Below are 25,188 nucleotides of genomic sequence, written 5' to 3'. Positions count from 1 at the left end.
TGGTTTCCCTCCTTCAGTATCTTTGTCTATGATGACTTTAGTGCATTTCGATTGTCTCTTGGCGCATGATACGTTGCAAGATAAGTGTTGTAATAAGTGACACGATGAGGATCATGACACCAATGGCAGCTCCATAACCGAAATGATACTGTTGAAAAGCCATACGATACAGATAAGAACCCATAACTTGCGTCGTATTATCCGGTTGTCCACCATTGGTCATTAACTGAACAATAACGAATGATCCGTTGAGCGTAGTAATTACGATGTTAACAATGGAAACCTTAATTTGCTCCCAAATGAGCGGCATGGTGATATGGCGGAATTGCGACCATTGACCGGCTCCGTCTATATTAGCTGCCTCATAATAGGAAGCAGGAATATTCACGATTGCAGCAATCATGAGGATCATGTAGAAACCGATACCTGCCCAGATTGTAGGAGGTAGAAGCATCCAGATCGTGTGCTGTGGAAATCCTAGCCAAGTAATATCAACTTTCTTTTCGGTAAAAAGAGACAGGAATGCATTCAAGAAACCGATTTGCGGATTGTAAATGAAATTCCAAAGTACACCGATAACAACGACTGAAATGACATTCGGGATAAAGAAGATAGCCCGGAAGAAACCAGAACCCTTCAAATTAAATCTTGTTAACGCAACGGCGAAGAAAGTCGCCAAAATCATAATCCCAATAACTTTACCTACAACTAGGAAGTAGTCATTTCCAATTGCTCTAAGTACAATCGGATCTTTGAATAGTTCAACGAAGTTGTCAAACCCAATAAACTCGCTATTTTCAGACATTCCTGACCAATCATAGAACGACTTCTGTAAAGCCTGTATAACGGGGTAAATCGTAAATACGCAGAAGAATAGAAAAGTCGGAATGATGAATGAAGCGATGAACAAATTCCGTTTCAGCTTTTTCGCGTTGGTCTTCATTCTATCGTCACCGTCCTATCATTAAAATGGCGGAGAACGCCTTAGGCAGCTTTGCCCTTGTTGTTCTCCGCACTGCTTCATTCAGTTCCTATTTCTTTTGTTTGGCAACGACATCAGTTACACGAGTAACCCATTGTTCAGGTGTAATTGTTCCGATTGTCAAAGCAACCGTTGCATCTTGCATAGCTTTATCAACGTCAGCAGCGAAGGAAACGGTTGGTACTACTACAGTGTCAGGGGAAGACAAGAATTTCGCAGCATCCTTAACGAAGTTAGGAGCTTTGGAGGAAGAAATGTCCCCTTTCACGTTGGAAGGAGCTCCACTTAGCTCAGCCCATTGGGATGCTTGTGTTTTGGAGAATACGAATTGCATAAATGCTTTAGCAGCGTCTTTGTTTTTCGCTTTTTTCGCGATACCGAAAGTAGCAGTGGACGTGTTGGCTACAACTTTTCCACCTTTATCTTGCGTGATGGATGGAATGAATCCGAAGTCAAAGCCGCCTGGAACGTCTTTCGCCATTTCATTTGGTAACCATAGACCGTTCGGGATGAACGCATCTTTGTGTTGTAGGAACAAGGATTGGGAATCCGTGTGATTGATTTGTACGGATGCTTTGTCGATGTAGCCTTTGTCACGCATTTGAACGATTTTATTCAAACCTTTTATGATTGCAGGGTTTTTCCAAGCTTCAAGATTGTTTGTGGACATATCTTGCAGCAATTTGTAGTCATTGTTGTTCGCAGATACGATCGCTGGAAACAATACGCCACCGTTGATGTAGTATGGATATTTACCAGTGTGGATGAAAGGATTGATGCCAGCACCTTTGATTTTTTCACTTACAGCCAAGAATTCTTCGAAGTCTTTCGGCTCAGCCCAACCTTTGTCTTTGAAAAGAGCTTTATCATAGAAAATACCCCATGAGCTCATGACGAAAGGAATGTTGTAGATTTTGCCGTCAAACTCTTGTGGTTTTTGAGCAAGCAAATCAATGATTTTCTCGCCATCCACGTTTTTAGCGTCTTTGATCCAGTCAGTCAGATCTTCCAGTTGTCCGTCTGTAACCATTTGACGGTCGAACAACTCAGGTCCATCGATGTATACGAAATCAGGTGGGTTACCAGCGATCCAACGTGGTTTCATTTGTTCGTTGATTTTGGGTCCCGCACTTTCTTTAATTTTCAGATCAGGGTTTGCTGCTTGGAAGTCAGCAATTACTTTTTTCCACCACTTGTCGCCGTATCCGCCAACAAAGTATTGAATTTCAAAATCACCAGATAGTTTTTTCACTCCCGCTGCAGTTGGAGCTGCAGAAGCTGCTGGAGTTGCTGAAGCCGCTGGTTTTGTAGTTTCTACAGGTGTAGATTTACCGCAACCTGCAGCTACGAGTACCATGGATGCTGCTAAGCCCATTGTTGACCATTTCTTCATGTTCATGTGATCATCTTCTCCCTTTTTTAATTCATCTAGTTATTTATTGGTGAAACGAGTACCCGATAGTAAATCTTGCCTTTAGTTTGCACTACCAACTCCTTTCATAAATCATCTATTGGAAAAATAAAAAGGGCATAGTTATAGAAGAAAACTTGCATTTCTTCTAATAACTAATGCCCTTGCGGTAACATGTTATTAAAACTGACATATTTAATTGTTTTAAGTGTTCCGTGTGATTAAATCTTACAATAAAATGACATGAGCGTCAATACTTCTTTTTCAAATCACTCATTTTTTCTTATTCATTGAATGTGCTTACTTATGATATGATAGAATCATCTCGATTAATCCTAATGGAAAAGGTGATTCTTATGGCCAAACGCAAACCAGTAGCCGCTTCTCGCAGACAGAAAAATGAAGTGAATATGAAAGCCATCTACTGGACAGGATCGATTTTCTTAGTTGTTATCCTCTTAATGACTTTACTGCTCATTTTGAACAAATGATTTCGTTAAAGTGATTGAAAACTTCACATTTCGAATTGTAATCGCTTTCCGTTCTCTTGTCAATAAGAAAACTTGCACTCTTTTTTGCAAGACGACATTGCTTCTAAGTCCGAAAATTACATACAATATTGAGTACACATTTAACACAAAAAGGAGAGGGCAAGTTCATTCTTGCCCTCTCCTTTTTTCTAATCCAACCATTTATAGACCTTTCCAGGGTTACTATCCTTCGTCTCCAAAGGCAAACCAATCACTTGCTGAGGTTTACCGCCCCCCGCTCCCTTTCCGCTCTCCATCTCAGAAGGAGGCAACAAACCTTTGCCAATCGTCACCCTCGTTTGTTCGGGGACCATGTTATATAGCTCTTCCACATCATCTTGCAACATTCGGACGCATCCATGTGATTCATCTTTTCCGATACTCTTCGGCTTATTCGTTCCATGAATCGCATAGAGCGTGTCAGATAAGGTCATCCCTCGGCTACCAAACTCACCATTCGATTTTCCATTCGGGTTACGGACTTTTTCACTAATGGTGAAATCACCTTGTGGCGTTTTAGTCCCGCCCAGACCGACTGGATAGCGCCGGAGGATATAATCTCCACTTACAACTGCCAATTGATGCTGATCGGTATCTATGATAATCCTGAGTGGCTCTACAAACGGTTCAGGGGATGCTTTGGATTGCGAACTGCTTGCCGTCGGCGTTTGATCTACTTTGGACGGTGCAGCTTGCTCAGCTTCCTTCGTACTCGTTGGCATCGGTGCCTGAGCTGCTTTCCCTTTTGCGAGATCTTTTATTCGTTGTATAGCTTCTGGAAAGGCTTCTTTCATCTGCGGCGTAAGACCTGGCAATAGATTATCCGGATAAGGCTTCGTTAATTGCTGAGGCTTATCTGGAAGCCCTCCAGTCTTTTTCTCGTAGGCTTGAATCGCACTTTGCAAAATAATAGCTTCCTCACGTTCATGCATCCAAGAAGCAATGATTGGAACCATCCTCGCGCTATCCGCAACCTGACAGGAGCAAATTTGCGCCTGATAATACTTCAGAATAGCTTCATTTCCACCAGCCCCCGTATGTTCCACGCTTAGAAGCGGACTAACCGTGCGATACCATTCTTTCCAATGCCCATCCTTACTTGCTGGGGCTTCCATGATAACGGATTCTCCTGTTTCTCCTGAGGATGGCAGTAAAATCTGTTGTAACTTCTTTCCCCAATCCCCTTCGGAGAAATACAGTTTCAGCCCAGGATTGTCCTCCAGTTGGTTTGATATAGCAGTTTCTATGACGGTTGGTTGCTCTTCAACATAGCTCCCTTGCTCATCCGACTTAGCTAGATCCATTCCCGCGGGTATGGCCAACAGCATAAACATAACAAGGTACGGCAGCCATCTCCGCTTTCTACTTGATTTGGATTGCCGTTCTATCGGCACAGCCCCTTTGTTTAAAATAGATGCTGCTAAGCTGGTTGGCAAAGGTCCATCTAACACTATTTTCCGCTGCTCAAAAGCTTCATATATTTCACCAGCTTGTGCAAAACAATACGCTGCTTTCCCCGTTTTGCCCTGATCTGTGTACTCTCTACCTAACAAATACCATGCCATTTTGTGATCAGGATGCTCTTTGACATATTTCTTGAGATACTGATGATCCTCGATCGGATTATGTTGGAAGAATCGTTCCAATTGATCGTTTCGTTGTTTCGACTTCAAGCTGTCTAGCCCCCAATCCGCTTCACACTTCTCTCCGTTTTTATCGGCAATAAAGTTCTAAAGCTGAAGCCCAAACAAAAAAAGGCTTGAACAAGGATCTCTCCTTGCCAAACCTTTCTCTTTTCCAAACCTATTTCGCATAGGATTTTACGCGCAAAATTGCTGTATGATGCGGAGCATCCCATTGAACATCTAGCCCGATCTGTTCTGCGAAGAAACGAACAGGAACATAGGTACGATCTTGCTTCACATAAGGGGCAACATCTGTTTCTACCTTACGATCTGGCACGCCAGCTTGCTTGCGAACAATACCAGTTTCACCAATCGTTAACTCCACTGTCAGATCACCTTTGGAGAGTTGTACGAGTGATTTACCATCACGCTCCACATAGGTCACCTTGTAGCCAAAAGTTTCACTGATCGCACGAATAGGTACCATCGTGCGCCCATCTTGAATTTCCGGTTGAGCATCAAATGTAATTAATTTATTGCCGTTAACAACCTTCACTAACCCATCATTTGATACATTTGATGGCAACTGATAAGCTGTTATTTTGCGAATTTTGTTATTGGAAGAATCTGCTACCAACAGGTTTCCTTGCGTTGTAGCAAGTACATCAGTCGGATTATAGAACTCAGCGGATTGCTCAACGCCATCAGTTTCACCTGTTTGAAGCGTACCCGTGAGTGTCGTTACTTGTCCATTCAACAAATAGCGAACCGAATGATTTAAACTATCTGCGATCAGCAGCCCGCCTTCAGAGGTCACAGAAAGACCTTTAGGGAAGTCAAACTTCGCTTTCAAAGCCTCACCATCTGCAAAATCACCTTCAGCATATAACTCGTTCTTCCCATATTTCGACGAAGTACCTGCAATTGTGGAAACAACTCCCGTTTTGAGGTCAATATAACGGATTAGTTGGTTCCCTGTGTCACTAACATAGAGATTCCCCTTGCTATCTAGTGCTAGGCCAGAGGGCTCATTAAACAAAGCCGTAGAAAGGCTGCCGTCGTGATAATCTCCCACGAATGAAGCTTCTCCTGGGCGAATTTGAATAACACGAGAAACCGGAGCTGTCAGTGTTGTCACTTGACCATCCGCAGTGATTTTACGAATAGCATGATTGAGAGAATCCGCCACATAAATGGATCCGTCAGCCGCAACAGCGATATCACTTGGGTGGTTGAAACTTGCAGATGCACCTTTACCGTCTTTATTCCCCGGTACACCATTTCCTGCGATCGTTGACACAACACCATTGACATCAATCTTCCGGATAGCATTGTTGCCAGCATCCGCTACATAAACATTTCCTTTAGCGTCTAGAGCAAGACCTGATGGCTCATTAAAAAATGATTCTGACGCTTTGCCATCAAGGAGTCCGCCTGTTGGGAACCCCTGACTATTCTTCAAGACAGCAATTTCTGGTCCTGCAAAAGTGGTCACCTGACCACCCGATACTTTACGAATCACGTGATTCCGTGTATCTGCAATAAGAATACTGCCATCTGCAAGTTGCAGCACACTGCCTGGAGCACGGAAGGCAGCCTGCAAGGCACCGCCGTCTATATCTTCGAAATCGCCTATCCCAGCGAAGGTAGACACATCGGAAAGGATTTGCCCGTTGCTGGATTTCAAAGCATCCGCATCTAAGCCAGCGGCCCATGCGGATGAGCCGCCAAGCAACGTAGCAACGATTATACTAGAAACAAATATTTGTTGTAATGGTTTCATATGGATCTCCTTTATTTATCTAATGAATATTAATCATTTGGTCCTTAACCAGAGGTATAATGGCCTACTGTTACCGAGGCTATTTCTGGTAAAGTAATTTTTTCTACAGTGCCGTCACTATGCTTACGTACGATTACAATTTTCCCGACACTAATATTGTCTAAGTGGTATGCATATAGCGGTATGGTTACTAGAGTTGTCGAATTATCAATTTGAATATTTTTTGCATTTTCGCCGAAATTCGTTACTGCATAAATAAGTTCTTGAGTGTTGTTTGACGGTACAACATTGTAATATTCAGCACTTGTCGCAGGACTGAAAATAAGTTTACTGCTTAGATCAGCTTCCGTGCCAAATTCAGTTTGAGTACCGGAAAGTAAGTGAATCTCAAAACCATAAATGTCTTTGTTACTAATAAAACCACTTAAATTAATGTTTAAATTAAAATTGAATTCTTCACCTGAAACAATAGGTTTTACATCCAACTTAACCACAGGATTAGCTTGTGGTGTTGTCGGCACCGAACCCGTATTCGTTGTCGTACTTCCTGTCGTATTATCCTTCTTGGCGTCATCAAATGCCTGCTTCTCTTGCTCCGATAAAGAGGCCTTTAATTTAGCTTCCGCATCAGCTTTGGCCTTCTCTTCAGCGGCATTCTTTTCTTCTTCAATTTTTTTCTTTTCTTCTTCAAGCTTCTTCAATGCAGCAGCAAGCTTTTGCTTAGCTTCTTCTGCGTTCTTTTCAGCTTCCAGCTTCGCTTTCAACTTCGCTTCTTCTAATTTTTTCAACTCTTCTTGTTTCTTTTTCTCTAACTCTTGATCAACACCAGCTGTTTCATCAAGCGGTTTGACTTTATCTAGATCCAGCTTCCTCTCAGTTAGAGCAATCTTTTTATTTGCCTCTTCAATCACTTTATTGAGCGAATCTTTATTTACTTTATTTTCAGCCAATGCTTCTTTCGCAATGTTACCGATCAAATTATTTAAGTTTTGTTTGACTTTATCCAAGTCAGATTGATTTTTGATGCTCAGTGAAGTTTGATCACCCACAACAAGCCCCGCATCAATTTCCTTCTGCTTTTTCGCAATAAACTCGTCGTTTTCTTTATCAATCTCCGCTTTGTTTAAAATCATCTCTTTAATAATTTCCGGAGAAGCCTGTTTAATAAAATCTTCTAGATCCAAGAACTCCACTTTCAAGTCCAAATCCGTTGTTTCATCGCGATTATCCAATGTAATTTGTTGCGTCGGATTCAAATAAGTAATGGTTGTCGTTTGAGACTCATCTGGATTTGAGGTTACCGTTGAAGCAGAAACTCTTCCTGACCCAACAGCCATTTTGGTTTTACCCGTAACAGGATCAACTGAAACGTAGAATTGTGTTCCACGAACACCCATAACTGCCGTAGGCGTTTCAACTTCAAATTCATCATCAGCTCCAGCCAATGATTTGACTTTCACCCACATGGAACCCGCCCAAACTTTAAGCTTGGATTTCTTATTTCCATTGGAAGTATTAAGATCCGAAACATTGAGCTCAGCATTGTCACTTAACGTGACATCCGCATCGCCGCTTGCTAAGTTCAGTGTTACAGAGGAACTGTCACCCGTATAAACGGTATCTCCCTGGTTTAAACTCATATTCTCATAAGCATCATAAGACTTGGAGCCGCCCCCTTTTTTAACTGTAACGTCTCCTGATAATGCAGAAATAATGGCAACACGAACCGTTTTTGCATCCACAGGCTTTACTAAAAGCACGGATACTAAACTAAACACTAAGCTAAAACTTACTAATAATGAAAAAAATGATTTCTTTGTCATTCCCACTCTGCATGCCTCCCAGCAACTCTATTCATAAATGACCGATAACTTCGTAAACAGCAACCGGTTTTTCTTTTCCTTTTACTTTAATCTCACCGATGGACTCAATTTCAAATAAGCCTTTGACACGCTCATACGTCTGCTCACTTATTAGAATTTGTCCTGGTTTGGCATTGGATTCGAGACGAGCTGACAAGTTAACGGTGTCCCCGATCGCAGTATAATCCAACCGAAGATCTTCGGATCCAATATTACCTACAACCGCTGGACCACTGTTAATCCCTAGTCCAAACTTCACGCCAATACCATAGTTCTTAATCAATTTCTGCTCAAGAATATCCGCTTGTGATTTCATTTCAATCGCTGCGCGCACGGCCATTTCCGGGTGATTATCATACTCGATGGGAGCGCCGAACATCGCCATAACACCATCACCAATGAATTTATCCAAGGTGCCATTAAACTTAAATATTGCTTTCGTACAAACATCCAAATACTCATTCAACACTTGAATAACCTGTTCAGGCTCTAGTCGTTCCGACATTGGTGTAAATCCGCGGATATCAACAAAAATCAACGAAATGTCTTTGCGGCTTCCACCAAGTTTCACATCTTCGCCTGACTGAAGGAGCTCGTCCACAACCGTTTTGGAAACGAATCGTCCGAAAATACCGGTAACCCGATTCCTCTCTTTCCGCTCTTCTAAATAATGGTTAACTAGTGACCATACATAGATGGTTACAAGCGCGAATTGTGGGTAAACAAGTGGCAGGAACATCGAACCAATGGTATAAAAAGCTAACCAAATTCCACCATAAATGACGAACAGGCCTATGAAAATGAATAGTGCTGTTTTCCCATTGAACTTCTCAAATAAGAATATAGCTAGTAATGAGATAAGAAGAATGATGGCGATACCAGCAGACTTTGAAGCATCTTTGTAAAACACACTCTCTAACAAAGTTTGAATCATATTGGCATGAATTTCAATTCCGAACATCTTTACTGAGGAAATCGGAGTCGGATACTCATCCTGCATCGCCGTTACGAACGGCCCCACGAGTACAATGCTTCCCTTGAGTGGCAGTGCTTTCGTACTATTAAGAACATCAACAAAAGAAAGCAATTCGTAACCTGTTGTAGCATCTACTTTTTGTCTAGGCAGCGTGAAGAATTCGGTTGTGACTTGATTTCTATCATTCGTTGGCAAGACTGTATTTCCGCGCATCCATTGTCCAGTTTCAGCATTACGCTTGACCTTCTCGCTATCTTCCAAAACAAAATTCGCAAGAGCAACACTGAATGCTGGTATGTAGGAACCTTTATCATCAGGCAGACCGACTGGCAGTTTTCGTGCTTTGCCATCCTTATCAACAAATACATTAATATGTGCCATCTGATCTTTTTTGGTAGTTAAAGTTGAGGAGGGATAATCAATTTTCTCAGGAACGAGATCGCCCGCTGACTGTTGTTTGGAGGGATAATTGATTTGAACAGGTAAAATAATATTCGAGTATTTGGCTAGCACATCGGCTAACGCTTTATCGTCAGCAGGGTTTTTGGATGGTTCTGCCAGCACGACGTCGATTCCAATGGCCGCTACGCCTGACTGCTCTAGTTTCTCAATGACTTGTGCATATGTACTTCGATCCCATGGAAACTTACCGATGGCCGAAAGTGATTTCTCATCGATCTTAACAATCTTGATACGATCATCCGGCTGACGCTCATCGACTGATTTCGCTTTACGTAAACTATCTTGAAGAGGGCCTTCCACAAAGTAAAACAATCCACTCGTGTTAACTGTGTAGAAATATGTCGAAAACGCCATCAATACAAGTCCTACTACTAAAGTCTTAATCCATTTCTTCTTACCCATATAATCCTCCCCGAGTTTACTCCTTTCATTGTAAGATGCTATCTACAAATTGGCAATAAATTGTTACAAATTTCACGCTTTTTCAGCAAAAAAAAGAGCCCCTTCCTTCTCAGGAATCGGGCTCTTTCGACATTTCATGATTTTCACACGAAATGATTTTTCAATTATGATTAGTTAAAAGGTGAATCCGCAACTTTAATGGAGTCAGTTGGGCAGCCATCTTGAGCATCTTGTAGATCATCAAATAGATCTTCAGGAATTTCAGTTACCCCTTTGTTTCCATCTCCATCAAAAATCACTTCTGCCAAACCTTCATCATCGTAATCATAGATATCTGGAGCTGTAGCTCCGCAAGCGCCGCAAGCGATGCAAGTATCTTTATCAACGAATGTATACTTAGCCATGTTTTCTACTCCTCCTCAAATTATCCTCAATGTAAAATATAATATAAATACGGACAAAGTTCAAACCTTAAAATTGACAATCCTTAAAATAATGCTCAATAAAGTCTGTAATTCCGTTGATATCATTCAAATTGAACATGGGCTGCAACACTTCCTGATCCTCAATATCCAAATCTGTCGCGACTGCAATGGGACTCGGTGTCAGGCTTTTGATCATTTCTCTTTGTTCTATTGTACGGTAAATGACAATCTTAGGATGCTTTCCCTTCTTGAATCCTTCAATAAAAATATAATCAAGATGGGCATACGCTAGTAATTGCTCTTCCAAGCTCGGAATTTTCTTTTGCTCATAGACATGTACAGCATCTGGTGAGAGTGTCACGACAGCATCCGCTCCCGCACCAATGAAAGTAGTGGAATCCGCTCCTTCCGCTTCTTTATAATGTCCATGCGCATCATGTTTCATTACCGCAATCCGGTGGCCGCGGAGTTTCATTTCACTAACCAGCTTAGCTATCAGCGTTGTTTTCCCGCTATTGGAATATCCCGCGAACCCCAAGCAATGAGCCATGCCTCATCACTCTCCTTTTTCCTTATGAAGAGGATTATTTCGCAAATGATCCATTTGCAAGGACGTTCCTCTCACTTTATGATTTCGAATTAAGGAAGATGGATCATCACTCATCATCCCCGCGGTAAGAATCACACCCTCACCAAACTTATCACGCAGCCCGTCCATCACCCGGTTTAAGTTCTCTCTACGCGGCTGTTTCTTATAATCGAATAGATCGAGCTGCACATAAGATTCTTCCTTGGTGGTCAAATTCTGCAAGGCGATCCCTAGTAAACGAACAGGATTCCCATCCTCCCATTGATGATCATACAACTGGCAGGAAGTCCGATAAATATCGTCCATATGCTCCGTCGGAGTAGGGAGTGTAACCGATCTTGTAATTGTTCTCATCTCAGGATCGCGAATTGTAATTTGAATCGTCGAGGTCATAAGTTCCTGCTTACGTAGCCTTCTTGCCACCTGATCCGCCAAATTCAGAAGAACGCGATGAATTTCGATGCGATCCGTGTAATCTCGCGGCAATGTCGTCGTATGTCCAATCGACTTACTCTGCTCTTGTTCTGGATTTACGATAGAGGGATCAATGCCATTGGCGGATCGCTTCAAGTGAGCGCCCAGTACGCCAAAGTGCTTACTTAACAGGGCCTCATCCCCCACGGCTAGTTGCCCTAACGTATGAATACCAAGTCTCGTAAGCTTTTCTGCTGTTTTTTTACCGATTCCATACAAGTAGTTACAAGGTTTATCCCCAAACACAGATGGTACATCTCTTAGTCGCAAAACTGTGATACCATTCGGCTTCTTCATATCTGAACCCATTTTAGCGAGCAGCTTATTCGGCGCGACTCCTATCGAACATGGCAGGCTCAACTCATGCATAATTTTACTCTGAATGCTATTCGCAATTTCAAGCGGTGTTCCAAACTGTTTAGATCCAGTGATATCTACAAAACATTCATCGATAGACATAGATTCTACCAACGGTGAATATCCATAGACTATCTGCATGAACCGCCTGGAGAAATTCCGGTAGAGATCAAAGTCAGGTCTGATTAAGATTAAGTCTGGACATATTTTCAACGCTTGCCTAACTTGCATCCCTGTCCTGATCCCTAGCTTGCGCGCTGCATATGATGAAGTAACGATAATGCCCTTACGGAGCTCAACACTCCCTGCCACAGCGAGAGGCTTCCCTTTATATAAGTCAGGCTCTACCGCTTCATGAACCGAACAATAGAATGCATTCATATCAATATGTAAAATGACTCTGCCTTGCTTGGGATAATGATGCTCGACTGACACCATATGCGTTCCCTCCCGGTAAATGAATCAGATTTCAGAGCCGTCATATCGAGTGAAACATATACAACCTTTTATGTCAAAAAAATAATCATTCAAGCGAACACAATTTTACGTTATGATGTCTTTAGCTGTACATTTATGTTATAATCGTAAATTATACATTAGCGCTTTAAAGCAAGCGAAACTACTCACAACACTTACACCGAAGTCACTTTGCTAGCTTTTGAAGGAGGAACCCATGCCAACATCAGTCAAAATCTTCGACACCACCCTACGAGACGGAACTCAAGGAGAAGGTATTTCCCTATCCGTCGAGGATAAAATCAAAATTGCCCGTAAGCTCGACGAGCTTGGGGTTCATTATATTGAAGGCGGATGGCCGGGCAGCAACAGCAAGGACATTGAATTCTTTGAGCGGGCTCGCAGCATGACATTCAACAATGCCAAAATTACCGCTTTTGGCAGCACGAGACGGAAAGATTCGATTGCCGCGGATGACATTAACCTAAATAGACTCGTAGAATCTGGCGCTAAAGTCGCTACGATTTTCGGTAAGTCATGGGACTTTCATGTAACCACCGCTATCCAAACAACGTTAGAAGAAAACTTGAATATGATTTATGACTCCGTACTCTTTTTGAAAAGCAGCGGCATGGAAGTCATTTATGATGCTGAGCATTTCTTCGATGGTTACAAAAACAATCCAGACTATGCGCTGCAAACGATCACAAAGGCTCAGGACGCAGGAGCTGATTGGATTGTCCTTTGTGATACCAATGGCGGATCTTTACCCAATGAAATCACAGCAATTGTTACAACAGTCACACAGCATGTGACAACACCAGTGGGCATTCACGCCCATAATGATTGTGAATTAGGTGTAGCCAACTCATTAGCTGCCGTACAAGCCGGTGCAAGACAAGTCCAAGGGACGATTAACGGCTACGGAGAACGCTGCGGGAACGCAAACCTTAGCTCCATTATCCCTAACCTTCAATTAAAGTTAAACTATAATGTCATCTCTGAAGATGAATTGCAATCTCTCACATCGGTTTCCAGATATATCAGCGAGATCGCTAACATGCATATGCCAGTTAACCAACCGTATGTCGGTAATGCGGCATTTGCCCACAAAGGCGGTATTCACGTCTCCGCTATCCTCAAGGATGCGAGCACATATGAGCATACGAAACCTGAATTAGTTGGCAATAAACAACGCGTGCTAGTTTCCGAGCTTGCAGGTCAAAGCAACGTTCTTGTAAAAGCACAAGAGCTCAACTTGGATTTCAACAAAGAACATCAGAAAACCAAAGAAGTCATCGAGAAAATTAAGGAAATGGAGCATCAAGGTTATCAATTTGAAGGTGCGGATGCCACACTTGAACTCTTGTTGCGTGAAGCTTTTGAAGGACTTGAAGAGATCTTTACCTTGGAATCCTTCAAAATGCTCGTAGAGAAAACCGCAAACCACGCTGTCGTTTCCGAAGCGATCGTGAAAGTGAAAGTGCATGGCGAGACGATTTATACCGCGGCAGAAGGAAACGGCCCTGTCAACGCCCTTGATAATGCCTTACGGAAAGCACTGATCCAGTACTACCCGGATATCAAAAATGTACATCTATCTGACTACAAAGTACGTGTATTGGACGAGAAAGATGCAACAGCCGGTAAGGTTCGCGTCTTAATGGAGTCAACTGACTTTAATTCAACTTGGAACACACTAGGAGTTTCAAGCAACATTATCGAAGCCAGCTGGTATGCACTTGTGGATAGCTTACGCTATGCGCTCATCAGCAGACAGCGCGTAGAACCAGCGAACAAAGAACAACAAGAACGATTAGGACTTGTGAATCATTAATAAGAAAAAGCTGCAAGAGAGCATATAACCAGTGCTCTCTTGCAGCTTTTTTCATTCTTTCAGAAGACTCGCCATCTTCTTGTCGAGCTCCTTCGGAGAAAGCACATGGATGATTTCGCGGATTACGCCATTTTTATCAATTAGAAAGCTTGTAGGAATGGCAATAACATTATAAGTGTCAGCATTCGTTCCTTGTTTATCCAATAAAACAGGGAATGGATATTTATAGGTTTCCACGAATTTTTTAATATTGTCCATCTTATCCCCTGGCGTCACATTCACCGCATATAGATCAAATTTCCCTTGATATTTATTATACAGGTTGACTAGATCAGGAGCTTCTTCCTCACACGGTCCACACCAGGATGCCCAGAAATTCACGAACATCGGCTTCTCGCGAGGCCCGCCGACCGAATACTCTTTCCCATCCAGCGCTTGCAGCGTAAAGGAAGGAGCTAAGAAATTCACTTTTGCCGCTTGCTCACTAGGCATCAGGGTTTGTTTATTTTCATGTCGTACATTCTGATAAATCGCAAAGCCCGCCAGTAAGACGACGAAAGCGATCACGATGAGATTCTTCTTCACAGTATCATCCTCCACTCCCTCTATATTATCTCCAAATTAGCGAAAATTCCAACATTACGATCCATAAGTATGCTTTCATCCAATTGGGGAAAAGTAATCCTACTCTTAGCGATGAAAGGAAATGTTCATATGAAGCAAGCTGCCGTCAAACATAAAGGTAAAGCGCCAGTAAAGCCAATGGATTTTTACGAACACAAAGGAGCTTCCGACAAAAAAAAGACAACCGCCAGCGAGAAAGGGAGCATTTGGCAATATCTCGCACTTGCATCCATCCCATTAGTGCTTGTGCTTGGTAATTCCATGCTTGTCCCTATCCTGCCTGATTTGCAAGAGAAAATGAACATCTCCCGATTCCAGAGCTCACTGATCATTACCTTATTTTCGCTAACAGCTGGCATCATCATCCCCGTATCTGGCTATTTATCTGATCGCTTCACCCGAAAAGCAATAATTATCCCTTCTCTGATCGTATACGGTGCCGCAGGAGTCCTAGCAGGGCTTGGAGCCGTTTGGAACTCTTACCCTATCCTCATAGGTGCACGAGCAATACAAGGCCTTGGAGCGGCAGGTACAGCCCCTATTGCCATGGCCCTAGTTGGAGACATCTACAAAGGTCCCAAAGCCAGTAAAGCACTAGGTCTTATCGAAGCCTCAAACGGCATTGGTAAAGTGGTCAGTCCCATACTAGGATCGCTCCTCGCTCTACTGATTTGGTTCGCACCTTTTATCGCTTTCCCATTTTTTTGCTTGCTTGCTTTGCTCGCCGTCATATTTATGATCAAAGAACCTGCCAAAGAGAAAGAAGCCGAACCCCTAAAACAATATTTGAAGCAAATCAAAACCATATTGAAAAGCAAGGGACATTGGCTCCTGCCCGCTTTTGTTGCCGGCTCGATTACCTTATTCATTTTATTCGGGGTACTGTTCTATCTCTCACAAATTTTAGAAGAGAAGCCTTATAGCATCGAAGGTGTCCGTAAAGGGCTCGTCCTCGCAATCCCTTTGCTTTGCCTAGTCATTACCTCATATACCACTGGGGCTAAAATAAAACAAAATGGCACGCTCATGCGTTGGTTAATGAATATCGGCCTGATAATCATGACCGTATCCCTCGCATTAGCTACATTCCTAAACGGAAACCTCTACGTCTTCATCGGCTTATTATCTCTCAGCGGAATAGGGACAGGTCTGCTCCTTCCTTGTTTAAATACACTCATTACCGGATCCGCGAAGCGTGAGCAACGCGGTATGATAACTTCCCTTTATAACAGCCTTCGCTTTATCGGGGTCGCTTTCGGTCCACCTTTATTCGGCTGGCTGATGAGTATCTCGCATAAAACACTGTTTATAACAGTCGCCTCATTATCGATTCTCATGCTTGCGTTAGTGTTTTTCTTCATAAAGCCAGAGGCAGAACTGAAGGAACAAACATGATATACTAACCTCATGCTAAAAGAGTGAGGAGCGAGTGCGCATGCGAGTATATGTAACGATGAAGCTGTACGACGAAATTATCTCACACAGCACACGTTCGCTCCCCAATGAAGCATGTGGCATCCTATTAGGAGATGCTCCATCCTTTCCGTTGGATGAGTTACGTCTACACTCTTTCATTCCTTTAACAAATCACGCTAAGAACCCCACCCAGCAATTCGTCATCAACCCAATGGACATACTCCCTTATCTCAACGATAGTGTGAATCCAATTATGGGTCTCTTCCACTCACATCCCACGGCCGCCCCAATTCCTTCTGTCGAGGATCTCCGCACACTTTGGCACACCATGCCAACCCACTGGATTTTATCCTTACAACACGCAGGTAAGCCCGAACTCCAGGTCTATGAAATAAAAAAAACCACCACGACCGCATATCACAAACTTTCGTTTGTCATCGGTCAATGATGGCTTAATAACGCATATAAATCGCCGAGCGTATCAACATCTCTAGCTCTTATTTCTTCCATAAATCGTGACCATAATTCTGCTGTCATGAGCGCATCTTCCAGGGCATGGTGACGAACAGTAACCGGAATGTCATAAGCATGGAGAAGTGAGTCCAAACTCAAATTTTTCCGCTTTGGCATCAGCCATTTTGCAATCATCATGATATCCAGCACACGATGGGATAAGCTCACTTTCGATGTACGCCATAAGGCTGAATTCAAGAAATTCTTATCATGCCCGATTGCATGAGCAACCAGAATTTTCTGTTGAACAAATTCCAAGAAATCACTTAATACTCCGATTAAATCTGGCGCATCACTCGCCATTTCATTCGTAATGCCAGTGAGCCGCACGATTTCATCAGGTATTTTGCGCTTCGGATTCACCATTTTATAGAAGGTATCTCCTTTCTGTACTTCACCGCCAATGACAGATACAGCTCCAAAGGAAATAATTTCATCACCGTTATAAGGAGAGAAACCCGTTGTTTCCAGATCAAACACCACGATTTCCATCGAGTGTAAGGGAATTTCAAACAAAGAATCCTTCCTTTGCTCCTTTAGCATCGACCGTATAAACGCCATTTGCTGTGCGCTTTGTGCATCAAACATGGATGTTAGCGCTGGTGTTAAGCCGCCCATTTTATATAAATGCCACATTCGACCTGCAGGACGCATATCTTTCATTCGAGTCACCTCTCCCTACACAATGAACCTGGTTTTCCGATTCCTATCGTTCTAACCTTTTTCTCTCTCTATGTGTGTTTCAATGGATTTACTAACATACTTCTGCAATTCAATTCCCTTCCGTAAACACTGTTTAAGAGACGCTCGTGTTTCCTTGGTCAATTGCTCTGCAGTCAACTTGCCCCTTGTCGTATATTTCTCTTCTTCCAATTGAAAAGGAGTCATATCCCTCAGCCTTAACGCGATAGAAAAAGCAACTTCCCAATCACCTGCTAACTGCTCAGACACACCAGCATTCGCCTTTAACTGTTTAATTCGTTCCAATGTAGAAGTAGCCAGTATTCCTTCTTGAATAGCAAGTAACCTAATTCCATTTACAATCGGAATATATGCACCATATTTGATATCTACCCCGCCTGCATCTTCACCATATCGTTCCGTAATTAAATGACCAAATATACCTAATGAAATTTTGTGATGCAACGTATTCGATAACAAATATTTCAAGAGACTTGGGTGCTCCTGGATATAAGTGAGAAACAATTGCTTCAGCTGTGCAACTAACTCCGCAGAGCCATACATACAGCGCATATCCGCCATAATCAGCAGGTAACGCACATTTTCCCAATTAGGTTCCATGAACCAATCTAACATCATCTCCGTGTATCCACTAAGCGACTTACGCCATTGCGGATTGCTCGAAATCACATTCCCTTCACAGGGTGGATAACCCAGAACATCCAAACCACGAAGAATATACGAGGCCAACTTTTCAAAATATGAATCTAATTCCTCGTTCGTATGCGTTTCGCTTTCTGCATAGATAAGTCCATTATCCTGATCGCTCCAGAGAGTCTGTTCCCTTCTTCCTCCACTGCCCAATAGGATAAAAGCATAAGTGACAGGCGGCTTTCCATACCCTTCATCCTCAAGCAAATGCTCAGCAATCTGGACAGTCCTCTGAATCAAGGCATCATGCACTTGATTGATTTGCTGCCCAAGTTCAGAAGTATAGGAAAAAAGGAGATGCTCCCGAAACATCTCATGCACCTGATCTCTGGTTATTCGCATCTCATCGAATTGTTCCGATTGATAAATGCGTTCCAGGATCCGTTCCATTGAGAGATGATTCATGTTGCATCCCCTTTGCTCTAGTAGAAAGTATATGTGTTATTAAACGGACATGCCGTTTTGAGCTGCTTTTTTCATTTGTTCTGGGTATCCATATGAACCGTGCTCGGAAAGATCCAGACCAATGATTTCTTCTTCTTCAGTAACACGAAGACCAATTGTAGCTTTAAGAATACCTAGGATAATGAAGGAAAGAACAAGTACGAATGCAAGAGCTCCCGCAAGACCAAGCGCTTGAACACCTAATTGGTGGAAGCCGCCGCCGTAGAATAAACCTGCACCACCGATACCAACCTTCGCTGAAAGTTCAGGCGTTGCGAACAAACCAGTGGAAAGTGTACCCCAGATACCAGCGATACCATGTACAGAGAAAGCATAGATCGGATCGTCGATTCCAGCTCTTTCGAACCATTGTGCTGTGAAGAATGTCACGATACCAGCTACAGCCCCGATAACAAGAGCAGCCCAAGTGTCTACGAACGCACACGCTGCAGTAATAGCAACAAGTGCAGCTAGAACACCATTCAACATGCTAGGAATATCTGCTTTACCAAAGTACATCCAAGAGATAATCAGTGCAGCTACGCCACCTGCCGCAGCAGCCATATTCGTTGTCAATGCGATGTAACCGAAGAACCCATCACCCATTGCACTAAGCGTACTACCTGGGTTGAAACCGAACCAACCGATCCAAAGGATGATAACACCGAGAACAGACAATACTTGGTTGTGACCAGGAATCAAGTTTGGCGTTTTATCTTTATTATATTTGCCAATACGTGGTTTTAGCAAGATCGTTGCAACTAAAGCTGCTGTTGCACCTTGTAAATGAACAACTGTTGAACCCGCGAAATCTTGCATACCTAATTTGCTCAACCAACCACCGCCCCATACCCAGTGCGCTACGATTGGATAAATAACTACAGTGAACAAAATTCCGAAGATGAAGTAAACTGGGAGCTTCGCTCTTTCAGCAAATCCGCCCCAAGCAATTGCAAGGGAAACACCTGCGAAAGCGAGTTGGAACAAGAATTTAATACCAATTGGAACATCAGAGAAGGAAAGTGATCCGAAAGCTGCACTAGCTTGATCTTCCAAGCCTGTAACGAAGAACCCTGTCGTTCCGAAGAATGCATTTCCATCACCGAAGGCGAATCCAAAACCTACAGCCCAGAAAGCAATCGCACATAATCCGAAAGTTAAAATCGTTTTACCGGCTACGTGACCGGCATTTTTCATTCTAGTTGACCCCGCTTCTAAAAGTGCAAAACCAGCTTGCATGAAGATGACTAAGATTGCTGCCAACATAACCCATACTGCATCAATAGCGCTCTGAAGTTGAGGTACTGTCGCCTCATCCGCTGCAAATGCGAGAGTAGGGAACAGTAATGACATAACGCCGAAAGCTAACAACAATTTCTTAACCATACGACCACTTCCTTTAATGTTAGATTAAGTAACATATAATGAAACTCTTAATGTCATTATATACAGGTTATTTGGGTTTGACAATAGGATTTTCTTTAAAAAATTGAAAAAAGCGAAAAATAACCTAACATCGATCAGGCATAATTCGTGTTTCGCCTCATAAGTGGTGATGAACGGACGTATTTACACCATTATCCAATGTTAGCTTTCCGAAGTATCACGTTTGACTGTACGGTTTGTAATCAGTTATCATGTTTATATATAGAAGAAAGAAATCAAACCATTGGAGTAGAGGTGAATTTAGCATGGGGAATGAGAAGCTTTATAAAATTGGAGAGCTCGCGAAGCTTGCCGATGTCAGCCCTCGAACCATTGATTACTACACCAAGCTAAGCTTAATTGAACCCGAGAAAAGATCGGATACCAACTATCGACTCTACAGTGATGAAACCTTGCATCGTCTCAAACGTATTGAATCAATGAAGAACGAGAAATATACCTTAGAGGAAATCAAAGCGAATTTACAGCAATGGAGTAAGGTGTCCTCCGATGACACCGTGAGAGATAAGCTTACATCTCTGCAGCTGCATCTTGAACAGTTAATGAAAGAAGCCAAAGAGCTGAGCCCTCTTATCCAACAATTAAAGCCAAATCAAATGAAAAAGCTGTATCGCATTTTAACTCAGCCTACAGCCGCTTGTATTGAAGCGCTCATTGTCCTTCTAGGTAAAAATCCGTTCTCATAATGAATTACGGAGGAGTGCCCTATGTTTTTTCACCCGATGGATTTTCTAATTATTATTGCATTCGCTCTTTCTATGTGGGCTTCATTCCGAGTCCGCGGAACATTCAACACTTGGTCTAACGTTCCCGTCTACTCGCGCATGACAGGTGCCGAAGCAGCTAGACGCATGTTAGATGCTAATGGTCTCTACGATGTACCCGTTGAAGCCGTCCCTGGGACGCTAACCGATCACTATGATCCAACAGCTCGAGTTGTACGTCTATCAGAGCCCGTTTACCACCAGAGTTCAATCTCTGCGGTTTCCGTTGCTTGTCATGAAGTTGGTCACGCCATCCAGCATCAAGTTCACTATCCGATGCTTGTTGCTCGGCACAAGATGTTTCCGGCTGTTAATTTCGCCTCTGGCGTAGCGCCTTTTCTGATTTTAGCTGGTTTCATTTTTCAGCAGATCCCTTTTCTCCTTACGCTCGGCATCATTTTCTTCGCCGCAGCTGTCGCCTTCCAATTAGTTACTTTACCTGTTGAGTTTAATGCCAGCTCAAGAGCACGTGATGAGATGATTGCACAAGGATTCATTTCAAATGAAGAAGAGCGCGGTGTTGCTAAGGTTTTGAATGCTGCTGCACTAACTTATGTAGCCGCGGCGTTGATCTCCGTTTTGGAACTCTTGAAATACATCATGATTTCTAATAGTCGCAATAACGACAATTAACGAAAAAGCTCTTCCAGCAGGATGCCGCGGCACCTGCTGGAAGAGCTTTTCTCATTTGAAATACTCATAAAGAAACCGTCGGAACACTTCAGCCACCAGCGGCAGCTTCACATCTTTGCGGCATATCAAGCCAACAGTCCTAGTTACTTGTGGATCCGTAACACGAATTTTGACGGGCTGCATTTTGCCACTCTCCAATAAAGCCATAGATGGCAGCAAGCTCACACCCATACCCGCGGCAACAAGACCTCGAATGGTATCCGTTTCTTCGCCTTCAAATTCAATTTTCGGAACGAACCCTGCCTTCATGCAAGCTTCCATCACAATCGTTCGTAATGTGTATTCTTCACTAAACATAACAAATGGCTCATTTTTCAATTGCTCAAGTCGAATGGATGTGTAGTCTGCGAGAATATGATTGGATGGGATAATCGCAAACAACTCTTCGGTCAAAAGTATCTCTCCAGACACATGGTCATGTGATTCTGGAAAAGGAGAAATAAACGCAAGATCAATTTCACCCTTCGAGACATCTCGTATCAATGACGTGTAGGTTCCCTGACGCAGTCTAAACTTCACATTCGGATGATTTTTCTTAAATGCCGCGATCACAGCAGGAAGTAAATTAATGACTAAGCTATGAGGGAATCCAATTCGAATTTCCCCAGCTTCCGGATCGAGAAATTCATGAATTTCGCCAACCGCACGTTCCAAGTCTGTCAAAATCCCTTCTACCCTGCTTAGAAACAAATGACCAACAGAGGTCAAATGTAAATTCCGCCCCTTTTGTACAAACAAATCCACACCTAACTCTTCTTCGAGCAAATGAATTTGTCGGCTTACTGCTGACTGGGCCACATGCAGTTCTTCCGCCGCTTGCGTCACATGCTGTTTCCTAGCTACTTTCACAAAATATTGCAATTGTCTTAATTCCACGTGAGTAAATCCCCCGACTTAACTACTTGATGACAAAACTTAACTCGTTCTACGACTCCGATTATAGTGTCACAGCAACGATTGGACAACATATCTGCAAAAAGCTTATAATAAGTGAGTTGTTATTTAGCATGGATAATAAAGGAGGAAAACATTCAATGGCACAAGAACGTACTGGTGTTGCTACCCTGAAAAGCAATCCAATCACTTTAGTAGGACCCGAAATCAAAGTGGGTGACAAAGCCCCTAACTTCACAGTTAACAAAGACTTGATGACACAAGTTACACTAGCAGATTACGCTGGTAAAGTTAAATTGATCTCCGTTGTTCCATCCTTGGATACAGGCGTTTGTGATGCACAAACACGTCGTTTCAATGAAGAAGCAGCTGGCCTAGGTGAGAATGTTGCTGTTCTTACAATCTCAGTTGACCTTCCATTCGCACAGGCTCGCTGGTGCGGTGCTGCAGGTATCGACAAAGTAATCACATTGTCTGATTACAAAACAAAATCCTTTGGCGAAGCTTACGGCGTATTGATCAAAGAAATTCAACTGGACATGCGCGCTATTTTCGTAATCGACGCTAACGACACTGTTCAATACGTTGAGTACCTTGGCGAAATGACAGCTCACCCGAACTACGAAGCAGCTGTAGAAGCAGTTAAGAAATTAGTTTAATACACACAAATAAAACAGCAAGGAGGCCATGCTTCCCTGCTGTTTTTGTTATCCATCGATTTTATATGGAGCAAGCTTACGATCTAATTGTTTATAGATATCTAGAATTGTACGATAATTGGAACCAAGGTCCCCCATTGAACCACGCGAAGCGGAATAAATATCAACCGCAGTTTTCACAGGATTTATCGCAAACAACGTCAATGTCACGTCTTGGGTTCTCCCAGTCATTGTTCTACGTTCAGCAAGGATTTCTCCAACGTTCGGAACCTCGTGAAGCAGCTTGTAACCAGGTGTTTTTTTCAAAACTGCCGTTACCTCTTCCCAAACTTGCTCTTTCGACAGCTTAAAATATCTAGTTTTAAGTAAAGGATCTCTAGCTTTTTCCCCTGTCGTTTCATGACTACGTACTAATCCGATTAAAGTTCTCTTTAGCAAAAGCCCTTTCCCCCTTCAATGAAGTGCATGTAGACCACTTGCCATTTCAACACTATTCTCTATAATACCATTGATTAGGCTTTAGAAAAAGAGGAAAAAAATAAAATCGGAGGAACTCCCCCGATTTTAGAATGAATCTATTCATTTTCAACCAAAAAAAGTACTGTATAGTAGATAAACGTTTAACCCAGCTATGACAATGGCTACAAACCAACTCAAAATTGCCATCCATTTTGGGATAACAAGCTCTCCCATTTTCTTGCGGTCAGATGTAAAGCTGACCAACGGAATGACTGCGAAAGAAAGCTGTAGGGATAAAATGACTTGGCTGAGAATCAGCAGGTCCGTTGCCCCGCTCTCTCCATAGATGCCAATCACAATAACTGCTGGCACAATAGCGATCAAACGAGTAATTAATCGACGCAACCACGGCGTCAGACGGATGTTAAGAAAGCCTTCCATGACAATCTGCCCAGCTAGTGTACCAGTTAGTGTTGAGTTTTGCCCGGAAGCGAGTAGCGCGACCGCGAACAATATACTTGCTGCACCTGTGCCAAGCATAGGCCCAAGCAGATGATACGCATCTTGGATTTCCGCGACTTCTTTCCCAGCTGAATGAAAAGCTGCTGCAGAAAGAATGAGGATCGCCGCGTTAACGAATAATGCGAGCATTAATGCTACCGTTGAATCGATGGTCGAGAATTTGATCGCTTCGCGCTTCCCTTCGATTGTCGGCTCAATTTTGCGTGTCTGAACAATGGAAGAGTGCAAATATAAATTGTGCGGCATAACAGTCGCACCTAGAATACCAAGAGCGATATATAACATAGCTGGATTCGTTACAATTTCAGTTGTAGGGATGAAACCAGCAGCTACTGCGGCAAATTCAGGCTGAGAAAAGATGAGCTCCATGATGAAACAAACCATAATAAGTGCAATCAAGCTGATGACCATTGCTTCAATGTAACGGAAGCCTTTCTTCTGGAGCATAAGCACCAAGAGAACATCGAGTGAGGTTAGAATAACACCATAGATGAGTGGTAATCCGAACAATAATTGCAAGGCAATTGCGGCACCAATGACCTCTGCAAGGTCACACGCGGCTATCGCAAGCTCACATAAAAACCATAACGCATATGAAACAGACTTACTATAATGATCTCGACACGCTTGTGCCAGGTCTCGACCCGTCACAATGCCAAGACGTCCAGACAAAGCTTGTAAGAGAATAGCCATTAGATTAGAAATTAAAATAACTGAAAGCAGTGTATATCCATATTGTGATCCGCCCGCCAAATCAGTCGCCCAGTTTCCTGGATCCATATACCCGACAGCGACGAGATATCCAGGTCCCACGAAGGCTAGAAGCTTGCGGAAAAATCCCGCCTTTTTGGGTACCTTCATACTATGATGAACTTCAGGCAGACTTGGCATGGATGAATCCTTTCGCCATCCATTAGGTTCCTGATCCGTTTTTTTCATTGCAACTTCCATCGCTTTACCCTTCTTTCGTATGACCAATAATGTTGTTCTAGGGAAACTTTTAAATGAATTATACTACATATCCCTATCTTATGCTATAGGTAAACAATTATGTTCCTATGAAATTGTTTTTCCCTAAGGAAAGTTTTTAGACAAGTTTTTACAAACATAACTGTCCCTCCACAGCGACCAAAGAAAATTAAGAGAGAAAGAAGGATATTAGAGCGAATAGACGAATAGTATGGTATAGTT

At 42.7% G+C, this 25,188-nt stretch carries 23 protein-coding genes; 7 read left to right on the top strand and 16 right to left on the bottom strand.

Features of this window, described 5'->3' with window-relative positions:
- Positions 1 to 37: 37 nt before the first annotated feature.
- Entirely contained in the window at positions 38 to 943 is a 906-nt protein-coding gene (locus tag AC58P7_RS01890) for a carbohydrate ABC transporter permease (RefSeq protein ID WP_057310671.1), read from the bottom strand.
- An 88-nt stretch (positions 944 to 1,031) separates the two neighbouring features.
- Positions 1,032 to 2,381: an ABC transporter substrate-binding protein gene (locus tag AC58P7_RS01885; protein WP_497339699.1), complete on the bottom strand. Its 1,350-nt coding sequence runs from the start codon at positions 2,379 to 2,381 to the stop codon at positions 1,032 to 1,034.
- 350 nt (positions 2,382 to 2,731) lie between these two features.
- Between AC58P7_RS01885 and AC58P7_RS01880 the strand changes: the two genes are divergently transcribed.
- Entirely contained in the window at positions 2,732 to 2,884 is a 153-nt protein-coding gene (locus AC58P7_RS01880) for a hypothetical protein (protein ID WP_497339698.1), read from the top strand.
- A 188-nt stretch (positions 2,885 to 3,072) separates the two neighbouring features.
- Here AC58P7_RS01880 and AC58P7_RS01875 read toward each other — a convergent pair whose 3' ends face one another.
- The 7 genes from AC58P7_RS01875 to AC58P7_RS01845 all read right to left on the bottom strand — a co-directional run bounded on the left by AC58P7_RS01875 (position 3,073) and on the right by AC58P7_RS01845 (position 12,316).
- On the bottom strand, positions 3,073 to 4,596 hold the full coding sequence (locus AC58P7_RS01875) for a L,D-transpeptidase (protein ID WP_497339697.1): 1,524 nt from the start codon (positions 4,594 to 4,596) through the stop codon (positions 3,073 to 3,075).
- Between the two features lie 130 nt (positions 4,597 to 4,726).
- The gene (locus tag AC58P7_RS01870; protein WP_497339696.1) at positions 4,727 to 6,331 is read right to left on the bottom strand and encodes an NHL domain-containing protein; all 1,605 of its coding nucleotides are present in this window, start codon (positions 6,329 to 6,331) and stop codon (positions 4,727 to 4,729) included.
- A 44-nt stretch (positions 6,332 to 6,375) separates the two neighbouring features.
- Positions 6,376 to 8,154 (bottom strand): FecR family protein, encoded by a 1,779-nt coding sequence (locus AC58P7_RS01865; RefSeq protein WP_497339944.1) that lies wholly within the window; start codon positions 8,152 to 8,154, stop codon positions 6,376 to 6,378.
- Between the two features lie 31 nt (positions 8,155 to 8,185).
- Complete coding sequence (locus AC58P7_RS01860; RefSeq protein ID WP_497339695.1) at positions 8,186 to 10,033, bottom strand: CHASE2 domain-containing protein; 1,848 nt, start codon at positions 10,031 to 10,033, stop codon at positions 8,186 to 8,188.
- Positions 10,034 to 10,203: 170 nt separating this feature from the next.
- Positions 10,204 to 10,437 carry a ferredoxin gene (locus AC58P7_RS01855; RefSeq protein ID WP_127454548.1) on the bottom strand — a complete coding sequence of 78 codons (234 nt, stop codon included), beginning with the start codon at positions 10,435 to 10,437 and terminating at the stop codon, positions 10,204 to 10,206.
- A 67-nt stretch (positions 10,438 to 10,504) separates the two neighbouring features.
- Positions 10,505 to 11,008 carry a molybdopterin-guanine dinucleotide biosynthesis protein B gene (gene mobB / locus AC58P7_RS01850; protein WP_497339694.1) on the bottom strand — a complete coding sequence of 168 codons (504 nt, stop codon included), beginning with the start codon at positions 11,006 to 11,008 and terminating at the stop codon, positions 10,505 to 10,507.
- A gap of 6 nt (positions 11,009 to 11,014) precedes the next feature.
- On the bottom strand, positions 11,015 to 12,316 hold the full coding sequence (locus AC58P7_RS01845; RefSeq protein ID WP_497339693.1) for a DNA polymerase IV: 1,302 nt from the start codon (positions 12,314 to 12,316) through the stop codon (positions 11,015 to 11,017).
- Positions 12,317 to 12,551: 235 nt separating this feature from the next.
- On the opposite strand from AC58P7_RS01845, the gene cimA reads away from it, so the two are divergent.
- Entirely contained in the window at positions 12,552 to 14,171 is a 1,620-nt protein-coding gene (gene cimA / locus AC58P7_RS01840; RefSeq protein ID WP_497339692.1) for a citramalate synthase, read from the top strand.
- A 51-nt stretch (positions 14,172 to 14,222) separates the two neighbouring features.
- Here cimA and AC58P7_RS01835 read toward each other — a convergent pair whose 3' ends face one another.
- On the bottom strand, positions 14,223 to 14,756 hold the full coding sequence (locus tag AC58P7_RS01835) for a TlpA family protein disulfide reductase (protein WP_497339691.1): 534 nt from the start codon (positions 14,754 to 14,756) through the stop codon (positions 14,223 to 14,225).
- Positions 14,757 to 14,933: 177 nt separating this feature from the next.
- Between AC58P7_RS01835 and AC58P7_RS01830 the strand changes: the two genes are divergently transcribed.
- Both AC58P7_RS01830 and AC58P7_RS01825 read left to right on the top strand, forming a co-directional pair.
- Positions 14,934 to 16,190 (top strand): MFS transporter, encoded by a 1,257-nt coding sequence (locus AC58P7_RS01830; RefSeq protein WP_497339943.1) that lies wholly within the window; start codon positions 14,934 to 14,936, stop codon positions 16,188 to 16,190.
- A gap of 40 nt (positions 16,191 to 16,230) precedes the next feature.
- Positions 16,231 to 16,659, top strand: coding sequence for a M67 family metallopeptidase (locus AC58P7_RS01825; RefSeq protein ID WP_497339690.1), 429 nt, complete (start codon positions 16,231 to 16,233; stop codon positions 16,657 to 16,659).
- On the opposite strand, the gene AC58P7_RS01820 is transcribed toward AC58P7_RS01825, so the two are convergent.
- From AC58P7_RS01820 to AC58P7_RS01810, 3 genes are read right to left on the bottom strand one after another with little or no spacing between them, the layout of a single operon-like run.
- The gene (locus AC58P7_RS01820) at positions 16,653 to 17,387 is read right to left on the bottom strand and encodes an exonuclease domain-containing protein (protein ID WP_497339688.1); all 735 of its coding nucleotides are present in this window, start codon (positions 17,385 to 17,387) and stop codon (positions 16,653 to 16,655) included. The genes AC58P7_RS01825 and AC58P7_RS01820 overlap by 7 nt on opposite strands.
- Before the next feature lie 51 nt (positions 17,388 to 17,438).
- Entirely contained in the window at positions 17,439 to 18,521 is a 1,083-nt protein-coding gene (locus AC58P7_RS01815) for a DUF294 nucleotidyltransferase-like domain-containing protein (RefSeq protein WP_497339686.1), read from the bottom strand.
- A 39-nt stretch (positions 18,522 to 18,560) separates the two neighbouring features.
- Positions 18,561 to 19,946 carry an ammonium transporter gene (locus AC58P7_RS01810; RefSeq protein ID WP_497339685.1) on the bottom strand — a complete coding sequence of 462 codons (1,386 nt, stop codon included), beginning with the start codon at positions 19,944 to 19,946 and terminating at the stop codon, positions 18,561 to 18,563.
- A 305-nt stretch (positions 19,947 to 20,251) separates the two neighbouring features.
- Between AC58P7_RS01810 and AC58P7_RS01805 the strand changes: the two genes are divergently transcribed.
- On the top strand, positions 20,252 to 20,692 hold the full coding sequence (locus AC58P7_RS01805; protein ID WP_497339683.1) for a MerR family transcriptional regulator: 441 nt from the start codon (positions 20,252 to 20,254) through the stop codon (positions 20,690 to 20,692).
- Between the two features lie 21 nt (positions 20,693 to 20,713).
- Positions 20,714 to 21,403, top strand: coding sequence for a zinc metallopeptidase (locus AC58P7_RS01800; protein ID WP_497339682.1), 690 nt, complete (start codon positions 20,714 to 20,716; stop codon positions 21,401 to 21,403).
- A 51-nt stretch (positions 21,404 to 21,454) separates the two neighbouring features.
- On the opposite strand, the gene gltC is transcribed toward AC58P7_RS01800, so the two are convergent.
- On the bottom strand, positions 21,455 to 22,339 hold the full coding sequence (gltC, locus tag AC58P7_RS01795; protein ID WP_497339680.1) for a glutamate biosynthesis transcriptional regulator GltC: 885 nt from the start codon (positions 22,337 to 22,339) through the stop codon (positions 21,455 to 21,457).
- A gap of 158 nt (positions 22,340 to 22,497) precedes the next feature.
- Between gltC and tpx the strand changes: the two genes are divergently transcribed.
- A complete protein-coding gene (tpx, locus tag AC58P7_RS01790) occupies positions 22,498 to 23,016 on the top strand; it encodes a thiol peroxidase (RefSeq protein WP_477592160.1) in 519 nt (172 codons plus the stop codon).
- 48 nt (positions 23,017 to 23,064) lie between these two features.
- Here the strand turns inward: tpx and AC58P7_RS01785 are convergent, their stop codons facing one another.
- Both AC58P7_RS01785 and AC58P7_RS01780 read right to left on the bottom strand, forming a co-directional pair.
- On the bottom strand, positions 23,065 to 23,454 hold the full coding sequence (locus tag AC58P7_RS01785; protein ID WP_497339679.1) for a DUF1499 domain-containing protein: 390 nt from the start codon (positions 23,452 to 23,454) through the stop codon (positions 23,065 to 23,067).
- Positions 23,455 to 23,601: 147 nt separating this feature from the next.
- On the bottom strand, positions 23,602 to 24,936 hold the full coding sequence (locus AC58P7_RS01780; RefSeq protein ID WP_497339677.1) for an Nramp family divalent metal transporter: 1,335 nt from the start codon (positions 24,934 to 24,936) through the stop codon (positions 23,602 to 23,604).
- Positions 24,937 to 25,188: the final 252 nt, after the last annotated feature.

Source organism: Paenibacillus sp. J22FR5, from assembly GCF_059691975.1.
The sequence above is the reverse complement of the archived record's forward strand: the minus strand, read 5'-3'. Positions and strand labels throughout refer to the sequence as shown.